The sequence below is a fragment of the Sphingomonas taxi genome, assembly GCF_000764535.1.
GTDB lineage: Bacteria > Pseudomonadota > Alphaproteobacteria > Sphingomonadales > Sphingomonadaceae > Sphingomonas > Sphingomonas taxi.
In genome coordinates, this window is record NZ_CP009571.1 from 2,328,322 (window position 1) to 2,346,054 (window position 17,733).

The 17,733-nt window shown below is 68.5% G+C and carries 20 protein-coding genes and 2 tRNA genes; 10 read left to right on the forward strand and 12 right to left on the reverse strand.

The genetic code is table 11. The features are described from left to right. Positions 1 to 21 precede the first annotated feature (21 nt). From MC45_RS10485 to MC45_RS10500, 4 genes are all read right to left on the reverse strand, one after another. Complete coding sequence (locus MC45_RS10485; protein WP_245640702.1) at positions 22 to 1,374, reverse strand: lipopolysaccharide biosynthesis protein; 1,353 nt, start codon at positions 1,372 to 1,374, stop codon at positions 22 to 24. Then, positions 1,371 to 2,492 carry a CDP-alcohol phosphatidyltransferase family protein gene (locus MC45_RS10490; protein WP_038662753.1) on the reverse strand — a complete coding sequence of 374 codons (1,122 nt, stop codon included), beginning with the start codon at positions 2,490 to 2,492 and terminating at the stop codon, positions 1,371 to 1,373. The genes MC45_RS10485 and MC45_RS10490 overlap by 4 nt, the downstream gene beginning before the upstream one ends. Positions 2,493 to 2,875: 383 nt before the next feature. Further along, positions 2,876 to 2,951: transfer RNA gene (locus MC45_RS10495), tRNA-Ala, on the reverse strand. Between the two features lie 83 nt (positions 2,952 to 3,034). Further along, complete coding sequence (locus MC45_RS10500; RefSeq protein WP_037534617.1) at positions 3,035 to 3,355, reverse strand: TIGR02300 family protein; 321 nt, start codon at positions 3,353 to 3,355, stop codon at positions 3,035 to 3,037. A gap of 108 nt (positions 3,356 to 3,463) precedes the next feature. On the opposite strand from MC45_RS10500, the gene aroA reads away from it, so the two are divergent. The 9 genes from aroA to MC45_RS10545 all read left to right on the forward strand — a co-directional run bounded on the left by aroA (position 3,464) and on the right by MC45_RS10545 (position 10,560). After that, entirely contained in the window at positions 3,464 to 4,795 is a 1,332-nt protein-coding gene (gene aroA, locus MC45_RS10505; protein WP_038662758.1) for a 3-phosphoshikimate 1-carboxyvinyltransferase, read from the forward strand. Then, entirely contained in the window at positions 4,792 to 5,454 is a 663-nt protein-coding gene (gene cmk / locus MC45_RS10510; protein WP_052075618.1) for a (d)CMP kinase, read from the forward strand. The genes aroA and cmk overlap by 4 nt, the downstream gene beginning before the upstream one ends. Positions 5,455 to 5,529: 75 nt before the next feature. Continuing rightward, positions 5,530 to 5,847, forward strand: a complete 318-nt coding sequence (locus tag MC45_RS10515; RefSeq protein ID WP_038662760.1) for a type II toxin-antitoxin system RelE/ParE family toxin — start codon at positions 5,530 to 5,532, stop codon at positions 5,845 to 5,847. Continuing rightward, complete coding sequence (locus MC45_RS10520; RefSeq protein WP_245640703.1) at positions 5,844 to 6,131, forward strand: helix-turn-helix domain-containing protein; 288 nt, start codon at positions 5,844 to 5,846, stop codon at positions 6,129 to 6,131. The genes MC45_RS10515 and MC45_RS10520 overlap by 4 nt, the downstream gene beginning before the upstream one ends. Positions 6,132 to 6,410: 279 nt before the next feature. Beyond that, on the forward strand, positions 6,411 to 8,132 hold the full coding sequence (gene rpsA / locus MC45_RS10525; RefSeq protein WP_038662762.1) for a 30S ribosomal protein S1: 1,722 nt from the start codon (positions 6,411 to 6,413) through the stop codon (positions 8,130 to 8,132). 132 nt (positions 8,133 to 8,264) lie between these two features. Then, the gene (locus MC45_RS10530) at positions 8,265 to 8,543 is read left to right on the forward strand and encodes an integration host factor subunit beta (RefSeq protein WP_052075619.1); all 279 of its coding nucleotides are present in this window, start codon (positions 8,265 to 8,267) and stop codon (positions 8,541 to 8,543) included. Between the two features lie 63 nt (positions 8,544 to 8,606). Next, a tRNA-Leu gene (locus MC45_RS10535) sits at positions 8,607 to 8,690 on the forward strand. 5 nt (positions 8,691 to 8,695) lie between these two features. After that, positions 8,696 to 10,126 carry an ABC transporter substrate-binding protein gene (locus MC45_RS10540; protein ID WP_052075620.1) on the forward strand — a complete coding sequence of 477 codons (1,431 nt, stop codon included), beginning with the start codon at positions 8,696 to 8,698 and terminating at the stop codon, positions 10,124 to 10,126. 5 nt (positions 10,127 to 10,131) lie between these two features. Further along, positions 10,132 to 10,560 carry a DUF4112 domain-containing protein gene (locus MC45_RS10545; protein ID WP_179944533.1) on the forward strand — a complete coding sequence of 143 codons (429 nt, stop codon included), beginning with the start codon at positions 10,132 to 10,134 and terminating at the stop codon, positions 10,558 to 10,560. Between the two features lie 3 nt (positions 10,561 to 10,563). On the opposite strand, the gene MC45_RS10550 is transcribed toward MC45_RS10545, so the two are convergent. From MC45_RS10550 to nadC, 3 genes are all read right to left on the reverse strand, one after another. Then, positions 10,564 to 11,280, reverse strand: coding sequence for a ribonuclease T2 family protein (locus MC45_RS10550; protein ID WP_425423968.1), 717 nt, complete (start codon positions 11,278 to 11,280; stop codon positions 10,564 to 10,566). Further along, positions 11,274 to 11,741 (reverse strand): hypothetical protein, encoded by a 468-nt coding sequence (locus tag MC45_RS10555; protein ID WP_052075621.1) that lies wholly within the window; start codon positions 11,739 to 11,741, stop codon positions 11,274 to 11,276. Before MC45_RS10555 ends, MC45_RS10550 begins: the two co-directional genes overlap by 7 nt. Before the next feature lie 62 nt (positions 11,742 to 11,803). After that, on the reverse strand, positions 11,804 to 12,652 hold the full coding sequence (gene nadC, locus MC45_RS10560; protein ID WP_038662767.1) for a carboxylating nicotinate-nucleotide diphosphorylase: 849 nt from the start codon (positions 12,650 to 12,652) through the stop codon (positions 11,804 to 11,806). Positions 12,653 to 12,729: 77 nt separating this feature from the next. On the opposite strand from nadC, the gene MC45_RS19555 reads away from it, so the two are divergent. Next, positions 12,730 to 12,876 carry a hypothetical protein gene (locus tag MC45_RS19555; protein ID WP_169742543.1) on the forward strand — a complete coding sequence of 49 codons (147 nt, stop codon included), beginning with the start codon at positions 12,730 to 12,732 and terminating at the stop codon, positions 12,874 to 12,876. Between the two features lie 4 nt (positions 12,877 to 12,880). Here MC45_RS19555 and nadA read toward each other — a convergent pair whose 3' ends face one another. From nadA to MC45_RS10585, 5 genes are all read right to left on the reverse strand, one after another. After that, complete coding sequence (gene nadA, locus MC45_RS10565; RefSeq protein WP_038662770.1) at positions 12,881 to 13,894, reverse strand: quinolinate synthase NadA; 1,014 nt, start codon at positions 13,892 to 13,894, stop codon at positions 12,881 to 12,883. 45 nt (positions 13,895 to 13,939) lie between these two features. Then, the gene (locus MC45_RS10570) at positions 13,940 to 14,674 is read right to left on the reverse strand and encodes a DUF4230 domain-containing protein (protein ID WP_038662773.1); all 735 of its coding nucleotides are present in this window, start codon (positions 14,672 to 14,674) and stop codon (positions 13,940 to 13,942) included. Beyond that, positions 14,671 to 15,528 (reverse strand): MBL fold metallo-hydrolase, encoded by an 858-nt coding sequence (locus tag MC45_RS10575; RefSeq protein ID WP_038662776.1) that lies wholly within the window; start codon positions 15,526 to 15,528, stop codon positions 14,671 to 14,673. Before MC45_RS10575 ends, MC45_RS10570 begins: the two co-directional genes overlap by 4 nt. 254 nt (positions 15,529 to 15,782) lie before the next feature. After that, positions 15,783 to 17,309, reverse strand: coding sequence for a M56 family metallopeptidase (locus tag MC45_RS10580; RefSeq protein ID WP_038662779.1), 1,527 nt, complete (start codon positions 17,307 to 17,309; stop codon positions 15,783 to 15,785). Then, entirely contained in the window at positions 17,306 to 17,674 is a 369-nt protein-coding gene (locus MC45_RS10585; protein WP_038662781.1) for a BlaI/MecI/CopY family transcriptional regulator, read from the reverse strand. The genes MC45_RS10580 and MC45_RS10585 overlap by 4 nt, the downstream gene beginning before the upstream one ends. Positions 17,675 to 17,733: the final 59 nt, after the last annotated feature.

Consider the following 17,733-nt stretch of genomic DNA (forward strand, 5'->3'; position numbering starts at 1 on the left):
CGCTCGGGCAGCCTGTCGCGATCAAACTCGCGCCCGATCGGTTGGTTTCACTCGCAGCAGGGATTGCGTCGCCAGCCCGAGCAGGATCGCGACGACCAGCGCGTTGACCAGCACCGCGATCGACACGCCGATCACCTCCAGTGATGGGCTCAGCCAGAAGCTCACCGCGAACAGCGCGACGATGCCGACGACGCGCGCGATGAAGGTCGCGCCGATCCGGTTGGCGGCGAGCAGCAGCGGCTCGAAGCCGACGGTGACGAGATCGATACACCCCGCCGCGGCGAGCCACAGCAGGATCGGATAGGCGCGGCCGAACTCCTTGCCGCCCATCAGCGTCAGCACCGGATGGCCGAGCAGCACGACGAGCAGGAAGGCGACCGCGCCGACGATGGTCGCCATCAGGAACGAGCGCAGGATCATCCGCCGCACCCGCGCGAGTCCGCCCGCGGCGACCGCGCGCACGATTTCCGGAAAGGCGGCGCGGGCGAGCAATTGCGACACCTTGGTCAGCGCCTGCGCCAGTTGCAGCGCGAGCCGGAACGCGCCCGCCGAGGCGGTGCCGACGGTGCCGCCGACGAGCAGCAGCGGGATCTGCTTGCTCGACAGGCCGAGCGACGAACTGGCGTTGGTGGCGAGCGAGAAGCGGATGATGCCGGGATGGTCGACGACGACGTCGCGCACCCCGACGCCACGCGCGAACAGCAGTTTGAGGTCGCCGGTCCGCGCCAGCGCCGCCCAATAGGCCGCGGCGGTCAGCACCTCGGCCAGCCCCCAGGCGACGAGGAAACCACTGACCGAAGGAACGAAGATCGCCGCGGTGACCGCGCCGAGCAGCCGCATCACCGGCGTCACGCTGTCCGCCGCGGCGGCGAAGGAGAAGCGGTCGCGCAGCCGCAGGATGCCGAGCGGGGTCGAGCGGATCGACAGCAATTGGGCGATCGTGAACAGCATCGTCGCGCGCATATGGACCGGGCGCACGCCGAGCGGCTCGCCCCAGATGCGGATGATGACCGCGGCGAGGATCACGCCGAGGATCGCGCTGGCGAGATCGAGCAGCCCGCACGCCTTGAACAGCCGCGCCAGCCGCGTCTCGCCGCCGGGGGCGAGATGCTCGGTGCCGTAGCGGACGATGATCTGCCACGTCTGGAAGCCGACGACGGTGGCGAGCGCCTGGCTCGCGCCGGTGATCAGCGCGAAGCGGCCGAAGCCCGACACGCCGAGCGTGCGCGTGACGATCGCCAGATAGACGAGGCTGAGCACCGCGAGCACGCCGCGGCTCGCCAGCATCCAGCCGAGGTTGCGCGCGATCGCGCGCATCGGCCCGCCGGGGAACATGCCCGCCTCGATCCCGGCATCCGGTATTTCAGGACTCACGCCAGCCAGCTCACGATCCTCCGCCCGCGCGCCTTCGCCGCCATCGCCTGCCCCAGCCGGACGAGGTGGACGACGAGCGACAGCATCGTCCACACCGCCACCGCGACGATCCCCCAGTCGGGCCGCCCGATCAGCAGCCCGGCGAACAGGATCACCATATTCGGGTTGCGCCGCGCGGTGACGAGCCGGAAGCGGCTGTCGAACCGTTCCCAGACGTGAATGTGCATCCCGAATTTGGCGATGAACGCGCCCTCGATCAGCCGTTGCGCGACATAGCCGAACAGCATCGCCGCGATCACCGCGACGAACGTGTCATGATCGAGCGGCCGGCCATAAGCGACGCACCCCGTCGCCCAGGCCCACCACCAGAAGGGCGGATGGACGAGGTCGACGCCATGGTCCCAGGCGTTGCCCAGCGCGGACGAGGTGATCGTGCAGCGCGCCAGTTTGCCGTCGACGGTGTCGAGCACCATGAAGACGAGGCCGATCGCCAGCCCGCTCCAGAACCAGCCGTACCAGAAGGCGACCGTCGCGATGATGCACAGCACCGAACCGATCGCGGTCACCTGATTGGGCGAGATGCCGGCGCGCGCGCACAGCCGGGTCAGCCATAACGCCCATTCGGGCCAGAGATATTTGGTGAGGAGGTCGGTCACGCCCTTGTAGGCGCCGGTATAGCTCGCGCGTTCGATCGCGGGGACGCTGGCCGGGGTCAGCCGCTCGGCGAACGGCCGTTCGCGCTTGCGCAAGGCCTCGTTGAAGATACCGTTCTCGTCCTCCGCCTCGATCACCGCCAGCCCCTCCGCCGCGAGCGGCCGGTCGGCCAGCATCGCCGCCCGCACCCGCTCGGCCTGATCGGCGGCGACATGGGCGAGCACCGGCACGCCGGCGCGGGTCATCACCGTCCCCGGCAGGCCGAGCAGATGCGGCAGCCACGACGGATCGAAGGCGAAGGCGAGATTGGCGAGCAGCACGTCGCCGCCGGCAGCCTCTCCGAACGGCAGCTTGCGCGCGACGGCCATCCGCCGCAGCCGTTCGGCATTGGTCATGCCCCAGATCGGCACGGGATTGTCGCCGACCGGGACGACGGTCGGTGGGGTCGAGAGATTGGCAACCATCCCCGCCGGATAGCGCCACCCGCGCGATCCGGATAGCCGTTGGTGGTCGCAGCGTTCCGGTTCATGCAGCGCCGGGAAGCCGCTATTGGTTCGGGCGAACGCGCGGCGGCACAAGAAGGCCGTCACGTCACCTGCTCCGTCATCCCGAACATGGCTCGGGGCCCTCTCCAGCGATGTTCAAGCGGGAAAGGAGACGCACCCTCGCGGCCCGCTGCCCCACGACGACAGGTCGAAACCACGACGAAGGCTCGATATAGGCCGGCAACGACCGGTACGGCACAAGAAGAGCCCAAACAGAAAAGCGCCCGTCACCGAAGTGACAGCCGCTGAGTCGCCCCGATGCTTTGGGAACTCTACCGCCCGCAGCGGCAGAACGAAACGAATGGTGGAGCCGAGGGGGATCGAACCCCTGACCTCTGCAATGCCATTGCAGCGCTCTCCCAGCTGAGCTACGGCCCCATTCGTTTCGGGAGGCGCCCCACTAGCGGGGGCACCGGGGCATGGCAAGCGCTGAATCGATGCCTGCCATGCCTTTTTTCAGATCAATGTTCGTCTTCGTCGTTCGGCGCTTCCACGCCCAGATCGTCGTCGCCGCCGAGATCGACCTCGTCATCGGCCGAGGGCTCTTCCTCTTCGCCCAGCGCTTCCAGATCCTCGTCCTCGCCTTCCAGGTCGCGATCGGCTTCCTTGGTGTCGGGCTTGGCCTGCTCGAACGGCAGCGGCTGCTTGGACTTCAGGATCGGCTCCGGATTCCACGTCGTACCGCAATTGATGCAGGTGACGGGGTCGTCCTTCTCGAGGTCGTAGAAGCGCGTGGCGCATTTCGGGCACGTACGCTTCGTGCCCCATTCCGGCTTGATCATGCCGTGTTGTGCCTTTCGGAATTGGGTGTAGCAGGCAAAGGTTGCCCCAGCCCGTGACTTGGTGGGCGCCTTGCCATAGCGCAAGGTGGCTGTCAAAGCCCTCGACCCATGGCGCACTCCCTTCCCCAGGAACTGAGCGTGGCCCCGCGCGGGCCCCTCACCGGCACCCTCCAGGTCCCCGGCGACAAGTCGATCAGCCACCGCTCGCTGATGTTCTCGGCGCTGGCGGTCGGCACCAGCCACATCACCGGCCTGCTCGAGGGCGAGGACGTGCTCGCCACCGCCGCGGCGCTGCGCGCGATGGGCGCGACGATCGAGCGGACCGGCGACGGCGCGTGGCGCGTCGACGGCGTCGGCGTCGGCGGCCTGCTGCAACCCGCGACCGCGCTGGAGATGGGCAACAGCGGCACCTCGACGCGGCTGCTGATGGGCCTCGTCGCGAGCCATCCGATCACCGCCACCTTCACCGGCGACGCCTCGCTGTCGGGGCGGCCGATGGGCCGCGTCATCGAACCTTTGTCGCAGATGGGCGCCGACGTCACCGCCAGCCCCGGCGGCAAGCTGCCGCTGATGCTGCGCGGCCTGTGCCCGGCGGTGCCGATCACCTATACGCTCCCGGTCGCCTCGGCGCAGGTCAAGTCGGCGGTGCTGCTCGCCGGGCTCAACACGCCCGGGATCACCCGCGTCGTCGAGCCGGTCGCGACCCGCGACCACAGCGAGCGGATGCTGCGCGGCTTCGGCGCCGACATCACCATCGAAGAGAGCGACGCCGGCCGCATCATTGCGATCCGCGGCGAGGCCGAACTCAGGCCGCAGACGATCACCGTCCCCGGCGACCCCTCCTCCGCCGCCTTCTGGCTGGTCGCGGCGTCGATCGTCCCCGGGTCCGACCTCGTCGTCCGCAACGTCGGGCTCAACGTCACCCGCACCGGACTGGTCGCGGCGCTGCGGCTGATGGGCGCGGACATCACCGAACTCGACCGGCGTGAGGTCGGCGGCGAGCCGGTCGCCGACCTGCGCGTCCGCCACGCCCCCCTCACCGCGATCGACGTGCCGCCCGATCTCGCGCCGAGCATGATCGACGAATATCCGGTGCTGTTCGTCGCCGCCGCCTTCGCCAAGGGCCGCACCGTCGCGCGCGGCGCACACGAGCTGCGCGTCAAGGAATCCGACCGGATCGCCGCGATGAAGGCGGCGCTGGAGGCCTGCGGCGTCCCGTGCGAGGAATATGAGGACGGTCTCGCGATCACCGGCACCGGCGGCGACGCCATCCCGGGCGGCGGCCGCATCGCCTCGCAGCTCGATCACCGCATCGCGATGAGTATGACGGTCGCCGGCCTGCATGCGGCACGTCCCGTCACGATCGACGACGTCGCGCCGGTGGCGACCAGCTATCCCGTCTTCTATAAGACATTGGACGAAGTGTCGGAGGAAGCATGATCATCGCAGTGGACGGCCCAGCAGCGTCGGGCAAAGGCACCATCGCCAGGGCGCTCGCGCAGCATTACGGCCTCCCGCATCTCGACACCGGACTGCTCTATCGTGCCGTGGCGTTCAACGTGCAGCGGATGGAGCTCAACCCCGCCAGGGAAGCCGATGCGGTCGCCGCCTGCGATTTCGACGAGGCGCTGCTCGACGATCCCGTGCTGCGCACCGACGACATCGGCCAGCTCGCCTCGATCGTCTCGGTCCACCCGCTGGTGCGCGCCTCGCTGCTGCAGCGCCAGAAGCGCTTCGCCCGCCAGCCCGGCGGCGCGGTGCTCGACGGTCGCGACATCGGCACGGTGATCGCGCCCGACGCCGACGCCAAATTGTTCGTCAAGGCGACCCCGCAGATCCGCGCGCAACGCCGCCACAAGGAATTGCTCGGCAAGGGCATCGACGTCACCTTCGTCAAGGTGCTGATGGACATCCGCGCCCGCGACACGCGCGACAGCGCCCGCTCCACCGCGCCGCTCAGCATGGCCGCCGACGCCGCTTTGCTCGACACCAGCCAGATGACGATCGAGGCGAGCATCGCCCGCGCGATCGCCATGGTCGACGCCCGCACCGCCACCCGCGCCCACCAGCAGCCGAGCGCCGGCGCCAGCCCGGCCTGACGACGCCGGCACTCCTCGCGGCAACCCGGTCCCGACGTCATTGCCGGCATGTATCGTTTCTGATACACCATCGCCGTGAAACCGATCACCTTCGTCGGCGACAGTCTCGATCGTCTTCGGGAATTCCCGGAGGACGCACGGGCATCGGCGGGGCACCAGCCTCACCAAGTACAGCAGGGCCGCCTGCCAGACGACTGGAAGCCGATGACGACTATCGGCCAAGGCGTCTGTGAAATCCGGGTACGTGAGGAATCGGGTGCGTTCCGCGTGATCTACCTTGCAACCTTGCCGGATGCGGTGCTCGTCCTCCACGCCTTTCGGAAAAAGACCCAGAAAACGCCGCAGCGCGATATCGACCTTGCCAGACACCGCTTGAGCCTATGGAGGTCATGATGATCGAAGCGCAGACATTCGACAGTGTGTTCGACGCACTGGCCGATACCCCGGCAGAAGCGGCGAATCTCCAGGCGCGATCCGAGCTGCTGTCGACGTTGAAGAGCCATATCCGGTCCTGGAACGTGGCGCAGGACATCGCCGCCGCCCGGCTCGGCATCACCCGTCCGCGCCTCAACGACCTGTTGCAGGGCAAGATGGCCAAATTCTCGCTCGACGCGCTGGTCAACATCGCCACGGCGGCGGGCCTTACCGTCCACATCCATGTCGCGCGGGCCGCCTGACCCGCCAGGACCCACCGCCGGACGCGTCCGTGCCCTTACCTTGCCAAAACGCGAGCTTTCGGTTATGGCCCGCCGGTCCTGCGAGCCGATGTTCGTGGAGGTAGGCGCGTCCGGCCGGTCCGTTCGCGCCCTTTTCGCAAGCAGCGCATCGCATTCCTCCGCCTGCCGACGCTTAATGGATGCCGCGACCGGCATGGGGTCGCCGCGGCGTTTTCAGCCAAGACCAGCGGATCCAACCGCTTGGCCGGAAACAGATAAACCCGAGGACACTCTAACCCTATGGCTACCCAGCCCACTCCTACCCGCGACGATTTCGCCGCAATGCTCGATGACATGTTCGGCGGCGCCGACAGCTTTGAGGGCCGTGTCGTTCACGGCACCGTCACCGCCATCGAGAACGATCTCGCCGTCATCGACGTCGGCCTGAAGTCCGAAGGCCGCGTGCCGCTGCGCGAATTCGCCGCACCGGGCCAGAAGGCCGACCTGAAGGTCGGCGATGAGGTCGAGGTCTATGTCGACCGCGTCGAGAACATGCATGGCGAAGCGATGCTCAGCCGCGACCGCGCCCGCCGCGAAGCCGCCTGGGACAAGCTCGAGCTCGAGTTCAGCAAGACCGCGCGCGTCGAGGGCGTGATCTTCGGCCGCGTCAAGGGCGGCTTCACCGTCGACCTGTCGGGCGCCGTCGCGTTCCTGCCGGGCAGCCAGGTCGATATCCGCCCCGTCCGCGACGTCACGCCGCTGATGGACATCCCCCAGCCGTTCCAGATCCTCAAGATGGACCGCAAGCGCGGCAACATCGTGGTGTCGCGTCGCGCGGTGCTGGAAGAGACCCGCGCCGAGCAGCGTTCGGGCCTAATCCAGAGCCTCGCCGAGGGTCAGATCATCGACGGCGTCGTCAAGAACATCACCGATTACGGTGCGTTCGTCGACCTCGGCGGCATCGACGGCCTGCTCCACGTCACCGACCTCAGCTACAAGCGCGTCAATCATCCGTCCGAGATGATCGCGATCGGCGACACGGTGAAGGTGCAGATCATCCGCATCAACAAGGACACGCAGCGCATCAGCCTCGGCATGAAGCAGCTCGAGTCGGATCCGTGGGACGGCGCATCGGCCAAGTATCCGATCGGCGCCAAGCTGTCGGGCCGCGTCACGAACATCACCGAATATGGTGCGTTCGTCGAGCTGGAAGCGGGCATCGAAGGCCTCGTCCACGTTTCGGAAATGTCCTGGACCAAGAAGAACGTCCATCCGGGCAAGATCGTCTCGACCTCGCAGGAAGTCGATGTCGTCGTGCTCGAGGTCGACGAGGACAAGCGTCGCATCAGCCTCGGCCTCAAGCAGGCGCAGAACAATCCGTGGGAAGCGTTCGCCGCCGCCCATCCGATCGGTTCGACCGTCGAGGGCGAAGTCAAGAACGCGACCGAATTCGGTCTGTTCATCGGTCTGGACAACGACGTCGACGGCATGGTCCACATGTCGGACATCGCCTGGGGCGTGTCGGGTGAGGATGCCCTCAACCTGCACCGCAAGGGCGAGACCGTGCAGGCGGTGGTGCTCGACATCGACGCCGAGAAGGAGCGCATCAGCCTCGGCATGAAGCAGCTCGAGCGCGGCGGCCCGTCGGCCGGCGGCATCGCGGCATCGGGCGATCGCCTGAACAAGAACGCGATCGTCACCGTGACCGTCCTCGAAGTCCGCGACGCGGGCCTCGAAGTGCAGCAGGGCGACGATGGCGCGACCGGCTTCATCAAGCGCACGGATCTGGGTCGCGACCGCGACGAGCAGCGTCCGGAGCGTTTCCAGGTCGGCCAGAAGTTCGACGCGATGGTGACCGGCTTCGACCGGTCGAAGAAGCCCACCTTCTCGATCAAGGCGATGCAGATCTCCGAAGAGAAGCAGGCGGTTGCGCAGTACGGTTCGTCCGACTCGGGCGCGACGCTCGGCAACATCCTCGGCGAGGCCCTCAAGGCCCGCGTCGCGGACGCCGACAAGAAGTAAGACGGCTCGGGCTGGAGTGGTTTCGTACCGGTCCAGCCCAAGTTTCTATGTTTAAGTTCATTTTGGCCCTATACGCGGACCCCATTGATCTCTATCAAGCCACGGTTGCATCAACCGGGGGGGAGTTTTGCGATGATCCGTTCTGAACTTGTTCAAAAATTGTGTGAGCTGAACCCGAACCTGTCGGGAGCCGAGGTCGACGCCATCGTCTCGACCTTCTTCGACGAGATCGCACGGCGCCTCGCCTCCAACGGCCGCGTCGAGCTGCGCGGCTTCGGCGCCTTTTCCACCCGCGCCCGCGATGCCCGCATCGGCCGCAATCCGCGCACCGGCGAGACCGTCGAGGTCGAGGCCAAGCGCGTCCCCTATTTCAAGCCCGGCAAGGAAATGCGCGCGCGCCTCAACGTCTGACCGCGCTTCCCGCCCATAGCGGGTTGACGGTCGGCGCTGGTTGCGCTTGTCGTGCAACCGTGTGCGGACGTGGCGAAATCGGTAGACGCTTCCGACTTAAAATCGGCTTCCTTTGGAGTGCGGGTTCGAGTCCCGCCGTCCGCACCATCCTGTTGCTGCTCGGGATCGGAGCGTCCGCGCTGGCCGGCTGCGATCAGCGCCCCGATTCGGGGCCGGTGATCGTCAGCGCGATCGGGGCACCGCCACGCCCCGCCGATCCCGCCCGGACCCGGCTCGACACGCCGTCGCGGCTGCTGCTCGATGCCACGGCCGAGGGGCTGGTGCGGTTCGACGGCAGCGGCCAGATCGAACCCGGGCTCGCCGAACGCTGGATCGTGATCGATCAGGGGATGAGCTACATCTTCCGGCTGCGCGAGGCGCAGTGGAGCGACGGCAGCAGGGTCGATGCCGATCAGGTCGTCGCGCAATTGCGCCACCAGCTCGCCCGGGGATCGCGCAACCCGCTCCTGCCCTTCCTGACGGCGGTCGACGAGATCGTAACGATGACGCCGCAGGTCATCGAGGTGCGGCTGTTGCGCCCGCGACCCGACCTGCTCAAGCTGTTCGCCCAGCCTGAACTGGCGCTGTGGCGCAGCGGCACCGTCGGCGGCGCCGGACCGATGCGCATCGTCCGCGGCACGCGCAGCCCCTTGCTTCGCCCCGCCTTCGATCCCGGCCGCGCCGATCCCGACGATCAGCGCCGGACGCGCCCCGAACAGGACGTCCGCCTGATCGGCGAGCGCGCCGCCCGCGCCATCGTCCGCTTCGCGGCGCGCGACTCCGATTATGTCGCCGGCGGCACCTTCCTCGACTGGCCGCTGATCGGCCTGGCGTCGATCGCCCCCGCCAACGTCCGTCTCGATCCCGCCGCCGGGCTGTTCGGCTTCGCGATCCTCAAGCGCGACGGCTTCCTCGCGGACGCCGGCAACCGCGCCGCACTCAGCGGCGCGATCGACCGCGCCGCGGTCACCGCCGCGGTGATGCCCAATTGGGAACCCGCCGAACGCCTCCTGCCCGACATGCTCGATTCGACCGCGCCGCCGGCGCTGCCCGGCTGGTCGCTGCTCACCCCCGAACAGCGCGTCGCCGCCGCGCAGACGCGCGTCGCCGACTATGGCGCGCCGGTCGTGCTGCGCATCGCGCTGCCGCGCGGGCCGGGTGCGACGCTGGTCTATGCGCAGGTCGCCGCGTCGCTGCTCACCGTCGGCATCACGCCGCAGCGCGTCGGCCCCGACGACGATGCCGAACTGCGGCTGGTCGATCAGGTCGCGCCCTATGACAGCGCCCGCTGGTATCTCGCCAATGCCTGCGTCGTCTGTGGCGAGGCCGCACAGGGCGCGCTGGTCGCCGCCCGCGAGGCACCGACGCTCGCCGAACGCTCGCGGCTGATCGCGGTCGCCGATGCCGCGCTGGCGACGGATACGCCGTTCATTCCGATCGCGCGGCCGCTGCGCTGGTCGCTGGTCGCGATGCGGCTGCGCCAATGGCGCCCCAACGCCCGCGCCTGGCACCCGTTGAACCGGCTGCGCGACGACACCAATTAGGGGGGATGACCACCACCCGCCCTCGCCCGCTGGACGCGCGTCCGCTGCTCGACTCCTTGCCGGTCGGCCGTGACGCAGCCTCGGTCCGCATCCGGCTCGAAGCGATGGAGCGGGTGATGGAAGGGCTGTTCACCATCCCCGGCACCAACCGCAAGCTCGGGCTCGACGTGATCCTCGATCTCGTCCCGGTCGTCGGCACCACGATCGCCGCGCTGATCGGATCGTGGCTGGTATGGGAAGCCCGCAATCTCGGCATGTCGAAGCTGCAGATGGCGCGGATGTTCGGCAACGTCGGGATCGACTGGGCGCTGGGCATCATCCCCTTCGTCGGCGCGGTCCCAGATTTCTTCTTCCGGTCGAACACCCGCAACCTGCGGATCATCCGCCGCCACCTCGACAAGCATCATCCGGCGACGGCGACGATCATCGGCTGACGATCAGCGGCCGCCGCGCCAGATCTTCACCGTCGCATCGGCGGACAGGCCGCCCTGGTGCGCTGGACAGCGTTGATACCGGAACGCCTTGTCGAGGCAGATCCAGATTTCGTCGAGCCAGCCCTGTTTGGTCGCCGTCACCCGCATCATGTCCGGCCCGAGCCCCGGATTGCTGCGCGACACCGCCGCCGCCAGCCCGCCGGCGGTCAGCGGCCCGCGCGACAAGGCATCCATGTCGGGATAGCGCAGCCTGCCGTACAGGCGGGTCGAGGTGGCGAAATAGCGGTCGGGCTTGTAGCCGGCCATGCAGGTGCCGTGCTTCGACCATTCGTGCTGCATCAGCTGCGCCGACGGCGTGCTGCAGATATGCTTCTGGATCACCGCACGCGGCAGCAAGGGGGTCGCCTGGCAATATTGCGGCCAGTCCTTGCCGATGCCGTCGGGCCACAGCCCGTGCAGCGTGAAGCCGAAGCGGTTGCCCGCCGCGCACTGGAAGCGCGCGCCGCCGTCGCGGTCGTGATCGCGGCAATATTGCGGCGCCCAGGTGATCGCCAGCGTATAGCCGCCGATCGGCAGCAATCGCCGCGGCTGGCTGTCGCTCGGCAGGTCCGGGTGCGGCCGTTCGATGCTCGTCGGGGCGGCGCATTGATAGGCCTGCGCCTGCACCGCGGCAGGGGTCGCCGCGAGCAGCGCGACGAGCGCGAACCGCGCCATCACCATCGCGGCGCGTCCGGCGTTTCGACCACGTCGAGATCGTCGTCCTCGTCCAGCCCCTCGCCGAACCACGCCTTGGCGTCCGGCTTGAACAGCATCACCGCCGCGGCGACGTAGAGGATGTTGGCGACCAGTCCGAGCGCGAGCTGCGCGTTGATCGCCGACCGGCCCAGCGCGATCAGCACGATCGCCGAGAGGACCGCGAACACGCCGAACGCCGCGAACACCACCTGCACCCATTTCGCCACCACGCTCGGGCGGCGGACGATGAAGAACCAGATCAGCACCGTGATCGCGAGCCCGAGCACCTGCATCGCCGGCAGCAGCCACGACATGCTCGCAAGCATCGGATTGGAGGCCAAAGCGGCCTGCGACGTGCGCCAGTTCAGCCCGGTATTGATCAGGCCGAGGATCACCGACGCCCAATAGAATTGCTCGAACCGGACGATGGATGGCGGTTTGGTCACGACAACTCCCCTTGCTGCTCGATATCAGCCTAGCCGCCCCGGCGGGGCGTGCAAGCCGCCGCTCATATCACCGTGAAATCGAGGCCGATATCCGCCGCGGGCGCCGATTGGGTCAGCCGCCCGACCGAGACGTAGGTGACGCCGTTCTCCGCGATCGCCCGCACCGTGTCGAGCCGCACCCCGCCCGAGGCCTCGGTCGGCACGCGCCCGCCGACCGAGGCCACCGCCTCGCGCAGCAGCGCCGGCGGCATGTTGTCGAGCAGCAGATGCGTCGCCCCCGCGTCCAGCGCGGGCGCGATCTGGTCGAGCCGGTCGACCTCGACGATGATCCGCGCGATCCCCGCCGCGACCGCCCGCTGCACCGCCGGCGCGATGCCGCCGGCGACCGCGATGTGATTGTCCTTGATCATCGCCGCATCCCACAGGCCGAGCCGGTGGTTCTGCGCACCGCCGGTACGTGTCGCATATTTCTCCAGCCGGCGCAGACCAGGGATCGTCTTGCGCGTGTCGAGCAGCACCGCGCCGGTATCCGCGATCGCATCGACATAGGCGCGGGTCAGCGTCGCAATCCCCGAGAGATGCTGCACCGTGTTGAGCGCCGAACGCTCGGCGGTGAGCAGCGCCCGCGCCGATCCCTCCAGCCGCATCAGCTCGCTGTGCGCCGCCACCCGGGCGCCATCCTCGACCAGCCGGGTGATCCGCACCGCCGGGTCGAGTGCACGGAAAAACGCTTCCGCGATGCCGAGTCCGGCGACGACGATCGCGTCGCGCGTGTCCATCACTCCGGTGAAGCGCGCCTCCGCCGGAATCACCGCCGCCGAGGTGATGTCGCCGCCGTCGCCCAGATCTTCCGCCAAAGTCGCGGCGACGAAGCCGTCGAGGTCGAATCCGTCTAGAGTAAAGCGCGTCATACGTATACGATCCTGTCATATGGCGTCGCGGACCCTATTGTCATGGGTCCGCCGCCGAATCACGGGGAAGCAAGGCGATGACCGAACGCGAGGCCTTGGAGGAGCTCCACCAGCTGCTCGCCGCCGCGTTGCAGAAGGCGGACGAGCTGGAGCTGATCCTGGTCGGCATCCACATCAACGAAGCCCGTCACCTGCTCGCCCCGACCACCGCGACCTCGCACTGACGGATCAGTCGCCGGTGACCGGCACCACGCGGAACGGCGTCGGGCCGAGATCGCCCTGCCCGACCGTCGCCGAGGCCATCGACAGCATCGCGTCGAGGCTCTTCTTCGCCTTGACGCGCAGGCCCTCCTCGATCTCGATGCGCGGCGTCAGGTCGCGCAGCGCGACGTAGAGCTTCTCCATCGTGTTGAGCGCCATATACGGGCAGATGTTGCAGTTGCAGTTGCCGTCCGCCCCCGGCGCGCCGATGAAATTCTTCAGCGGCATCGCCTTCTCCATCTGGTGGATGATGTGCGGCTCGGTCGCGACGATCAGCGTCTCGCCGGGCATGGCATTGGCGAATTCGAGGATGCCGCGCGTCGATCCGACGTAATCGGCATGGTCGAGGATCACCGCCGGACATTCGGGATGCGCGGCGACCGGCGCACCGGGGTTCTGCGCCTTCAACTTCATCAGCTCGGTTTCGCTGAACGCCTCGTGGACGATGCACACGCCCGGCCACAGCAGCAGCTCGCGCCCGGTCTTGCGCTGGAGATAGCCGCCGAGATTGCGGTCGGGGCCGAAGATGATCTTCTGGTCGCGCGGCAATTGCGCCAGGATCGTCTCCGCCGACGACGAGGTGACGATGACGTCGCTCAGCGCCTTCACCTCGGTCGAGCAATTGATGTAGGTCAGCGCGATATGATCGGGATGCGCGGCGCGGAACGCAGCGAACTGGTCGGGCGGGCAACTGTCCTCCAGGCTGCAACCGGCATCCATGTCGGGCAGCACGACGATCTTGTCGGGGCTGAGGATCTTCGCGGTCTCCGCCATGAAGCGCACCCCGCAAAAGGCGATCACGTCGGCATCGGTCGCCTGCGCCTTGCGGCTGAGGTCGAGGCTGTCGCCGACGAAATCGGCGAGGTCCTGCAACTCCGGCTTCTGATAATAATGCGCGAGGATCACCGCGTTGCGCTCCTTGCGGAGGCGCTCGATCTCGGCGCGCAGGTCGAGTCCGGCGAAGCTGTTGGTCAGTTCCATAACGCCCTCGTTAGGCGATTGCGCGCCGCCCCTCAACGCCCGCCGTCATCGAGAATTGCCAAGCACTTCCGCCAGCGACCGGCTCGCGTCCCACCGCTCGGTCGCCGCCGTGGGATCGTCGGCGAAACTCACCTTGACGCTGGCGTCGATCCCGGCGGCGCGCAGCGGCATGACGAAGCTGTTCTCCACCGCGCGCCGGGTCGCGTCGCGCGCCAGCTTCATCGGCGTCGCATCGCGCGCCTGCCGCACCAGCTCCGCCTGTCCGGCGCGGCGATTCGCGGTGTCCAGCGCGGTGTCGGCGTCGGTCAGCCGCGATAGGATGCCGCCGCTGCCATATTCGCGGATCGCGGTAAGATCGACCTGCGGCCCGTCGAGTTCGATCGGCGGCAACCGCACCGACAGCGTCCGGCTGTCGGGATCCCAGGCGACGTCGCGCTGGGTCAGCTTGCCGAGATCGACCTCGTAGCGGACCAGGCCGGGCATGATCAGCGTCTTCTCGGTCGACAGGCCGAGCTGCGACTGGCGCGACGTGCTCACCGCGACGAAGCGCGCGGCGAAGGCGGACAGGCGGTTCTGTTCGCGCAGCCCTTGCAGGCTCGCGCTGGCGACGGTGGTCGGATCGGGCGACAGCCGGCGCTCGACGTAGCGCTGCACGCCCCACAGGCCGATCAGCACGGCAAGCGCGAGCAGCACGATGATCCCCGCCGCCTTGCCGAGGAACGAACCGGTCGACGACCGGACCGCCGGCGTCGCGGGGGCGTCGGGCATCGGATCGCTCATTCGCTGCTCCGCCATACGTCACCCTCCTCGCTCACCCGTTGCCGTCTTTGCAGATCATAGAGGTGCGCGAGCACCGATCGTTGCGCCGCCGGGATCAAACGCGGGTCGAGCCCGACGTACATCCGCCGCGTCATCTCCTCCAGCGCCAGCGGCGCCTCGCGCACCAGCCGCAGGATCTGCCCCTCGCGCTGCTTGCGATGCCCCAGCATGCCGCGCACCAGCCGCTGCGGCTGGTCCACCGCCTCGCCATGGCCGGGATAATAGATACGATCGTCGCGGCCGAGCAGCTTGTCGAGGCTCGCCATATACTGCCCCATGTCGCCGTCGGGCGGCGAGATCACGCTCGTCGCCCAGCCCATTACGTGATCGCCGGAGAACAGCGCCTTCGTCTCGGGCAGCGCGAAGGCGAGATGGTTCGACGTATGGCCCGGCGTCGCCAGCGCGGTCAGCGTCCAGCCGTCGCCGGCGACGCTCTCGCCCTCGTCCAGCACGCGATCGGGCGCATAGGCCGCGTCGAACGCCGCATCCAGTCCGGGCGTCTCGCTGGCGACATGCACCGGCGCGGCACCGACGATCGGCGCGCCGGTCGCGGCGGCGAGCGGCCGGCTGGCGGGACTGTGGTCGCGATGATGATGGGTGATGACGATCGCACGGACCGGCCGCCCGGCGATCACCCGCAGCAGCGTCTCGACGTGCGCGGCGTCGTCGGGACCCGGATCGATCACCGCAAGGTCGCGGCCGCCGACGACATGCGTCTGCGTACCGCCATAGGTATACGGCGACGGATTGGGCGCGAGCACACGGGTGACGAGCGGCTCGAGCTGGATCGGGATACCGGTCGGATGCTCGGCCATTGGGTCGGATGTGGCGCGATGCGCGGCGGAGCGCAAGAGGCGATGACCGGTGGGGGTGGCACCCGGCGGCGGCGGTCGTCCCGAACGCGCCGCCACGCGGCGGCCAAATCCGTCCGCCCGGATGATGGCGAGACCTGTGGAGAACTCCACCGGTGCTCCCGCGAAGGCGGGAGCCCAGGAGTCCCGTACGCGATCGGACGTTGCTCTGCTTGGCCCCGGGTTCCCGCTTTCGCGGGAACACCGGATGGGCCGCATCAATCCTTGTCCGGCGAAGCCATCTCCGCGCGCAATTCCGCCAGTGCCGAATCCATCTCGGCCAGCGCCTCCTTGCGCCCGCTGGCGGGGATGAGCTGGTTGGCGGCGATGCTGGCCCGCGAGGCCTCGACACTCGCCAGCGCGCTCGCCATCGCGTTGCGGCGGATTTCGGCGGCATTGACCGTGGCGGCAGCGCTGGCGGCAGTCGCGACGCGGATACGGTTGGTGCAGATCACCATCGTCCGCTTCCCGCCCTTCCGGCCCTGCACGACGAATTGCTGCGCCTCGCCATCCCGGCCGAGGCTGCAATTGCGCTCGCTGACCTCGGGCACGGTCCGCATCGACCGGTCGACCATCGCCTGGAGCTCGCGAGCGTCGGGGTGCCCGTTCTCCGTCGTGCTATGGGTGCTGCTGTCCGTGGCGGTCCGCTTGACGACGATGCGGCGGACGCTCGGAGCCGGCTTCGCGGCATCCGCCATCGCCGGCATGGCCGGCATTGCCGGCATCTCCGGCGTTTCCGGCGTTTCCGGCATCTCGGGCATGTCGAGGGCGGCCGACGTCGCCTGCAGGTCGATCCCCATCGTGTTGCCGACCCGATGGCTGATCGCCGCGGCGGCGCTGGTGCCCGAGGCGGTCACGCCGAGCCCGCCGAGCACGACAGTCGAGACCAGCGCACCACCCAGAGCGAGGCGGCGGCGCGAACGCGGCGAGGTGGACAGCATGCGGAGTCTCCCTTTCAGATCGTCGATGGTGTGCAGATGACAGGCCGCAGAGACCGCGCCGCCATGCGCCGCCTTGACGATGGCGCAGGCATAAGCGTGGCGGTCGATCGTCGATCGGCCGGCGAGGACGCGAGCATCGTTGGCGAGTTCCTGATCGGCGCGGAAGGCGCGAAACGCACGCCAGGCGACCGGATTGAACCAGTGCAGCGCCAGCACGCCGAGCGCGATCCAATTGGCGATCAGGTCGCCGCGCTGGTGGTGGCCGATCTCATGCTCCAGCGCCAGCTCCCGCTCGTCGGCGTCGTAGCGGTCGGCGAAATCGAGTGGAAAGGCGACGTAGCGGCGCATCACGCCGAAGGCGAGCGGCCCGGCCGCCGCCTCGCTGGCGATGATGTGCACGCCGCGCACCTCCTCGATGCTCGCCGCGGTGCCGAGCAGGCGGCGGCAGTGGCGCCGATGGCTGGTCAGGTGCCAGACGAGGAAGCCGAGCGCGCCAGCCGCCCACAACAGGCCGACGATCCAGCCGATCGCCGGCGCGGCGACCGCCACCGGCGCCACCGTATCGTTCGCCGCGCCATCGGCGACCAGGATGGTGAGCGTGTCGCTGGCGCGGCTGATCGGCGTCGCCGCCACCTCCTGCCACGCCGCGGGCAGCGGTGGCAGCAGCAGGCGCAGCAACGGCAGCGCCCACAGGGCATAAGCGACCTGCGGCCCGAAGGCGTTGCGCACCGGCGCGCGCACCAGCATGACCAGCGCCATCAGGAGCGTGGAGGCGATCAGCGCCTCGACCAGCCAGCCGATCACTGCTTGAGGTCCTTCAACAGCGCCTCGATCTCGGCGATGTCGGTCGCGGTGAGTTCGTCGCGCTCGGCGAGATGCGCGACCAGCGGCGTCAATTTACCGCCGAACAGGCGGTCGATCAGCCGCTTCGATTCGCCCGACACATAATCGCCACGCGCGACGAGCGGGCGATAGAGATAGCGGCGGCCGTCCTCCTCATGCGCGATCGCGGTCTTGGCGAGCAGCCGGCCAAGCAGCGTCTTGACGGTGTTGGCGCTCCACCCGCGGGCGGGATCGACGCGTTCGGCCACGTCCTGCGCGGTAAGCGGCGCCTCGTCCCACAGCACCTCCATGACCGCATGTTCGGCATCGCTGATTCGTTCGACCACGGCTACGCTCCTGTTGGACTACAGGTGTAATCGTACCGTTTACGGACGTAGTCAAGAGG

Bases quoted from the DNA above. Each gene is read 5' to 3' on its own strand.
- MC45_RS10490 (WP_038662753.1), bottom strand. From the start codon at position 2,492: ATGGTTGCCAATCTCTCGACCCCACCGACCGTCGTCCCGGTCGGCGAC.
- MC45_RS10500 (WP_037534617.1), bottom strand. From the start codon at position 3,355: ATGATCAAGCCGGAATGGGGCACGAAGCGTACGTGCCCGAAATGCGCC.
- aroA (WP_038662758.1), top strand. From the start codon at position 3,464: ATGGCGCACTCCCTTCCCCAGGAACTGAGCGTGGCCCCGCGCGGGCCC.
- cmk (WP_052075618.1), top strand. From the start codon at position 4,792: ATGATCATCGCAGTGGACGGCCCAGCAGCGTCGGGCAAAGGCACCATC.
- MC45_RS10520 (WP_245640703.1), top strand. From the start codon at position 5,844: ATGATGATCGAAGCGCAGACATTCGACAGTGTGTTCGACGCACTGGCC.
- rpsA (WP_038662762.1), top strand. From the start codon at position 6,411: ATGGCTACCCAGCCCACTCCTACCCGCGACGATTTCGCCGCAATGCTC.
- MC45_RS10530 (WP_052075619.1), top strand. From the start codon at position 8,265: ATGATCCGTTCTGAACTTGTTCAAAAATTGTGTGAGCTGAACCCGAAC.
- MC45_RS10545 (WP_179944533.1), top strand. From the start codon at position 10,132: ATGACCACCACCCGCCCTCGCCCGCTGGACGCGCGTCCGCTGCTCGAC.
- MC45_RS10550 (WP_425423968.1), bottom strand. From the start codon at position 11,280: ATGGTGATGGCGCGGTTCGCGCTCGTCGCGCTGCTCGCGGCGACCCCT.
- nadC (WP_038662767.1), bottom strand. From the start codon at position 12,652: ATGACGCGCTTTACTCTAGACGGATTCGACCTCGACGGCTTCGTCGCC.
- MC45_RS19555 (WP_169742543.1), top strand. From the start codon at position 12,730: ATGACCGAACGCGAGGCCTTGGAGGAGCTCCACCAGCTGCTCGCCGCC.
- nadA (WP_038662770.1), bottom strand. From the start codon at position 13,894: ATGGAACTGACCAACAGCTTCGCCGGACTCGACCTGCGCGCCGAGATC.
- MC45_RS10570 (WP_038662773.1), bottom strand. From the start codon at position 14,674: ATGAGCGATCCGATGCCCGACGCCCCCGCGACGCCGGCGGTCCGGTCG.
- MC45_RS10575 (WP_038662776.1), bottom strand. From the start codon at position 15,528: ATGGCCGAGCATCCGACCGGTATCCCGATCCAGCTCGAGCCGCTCGTC.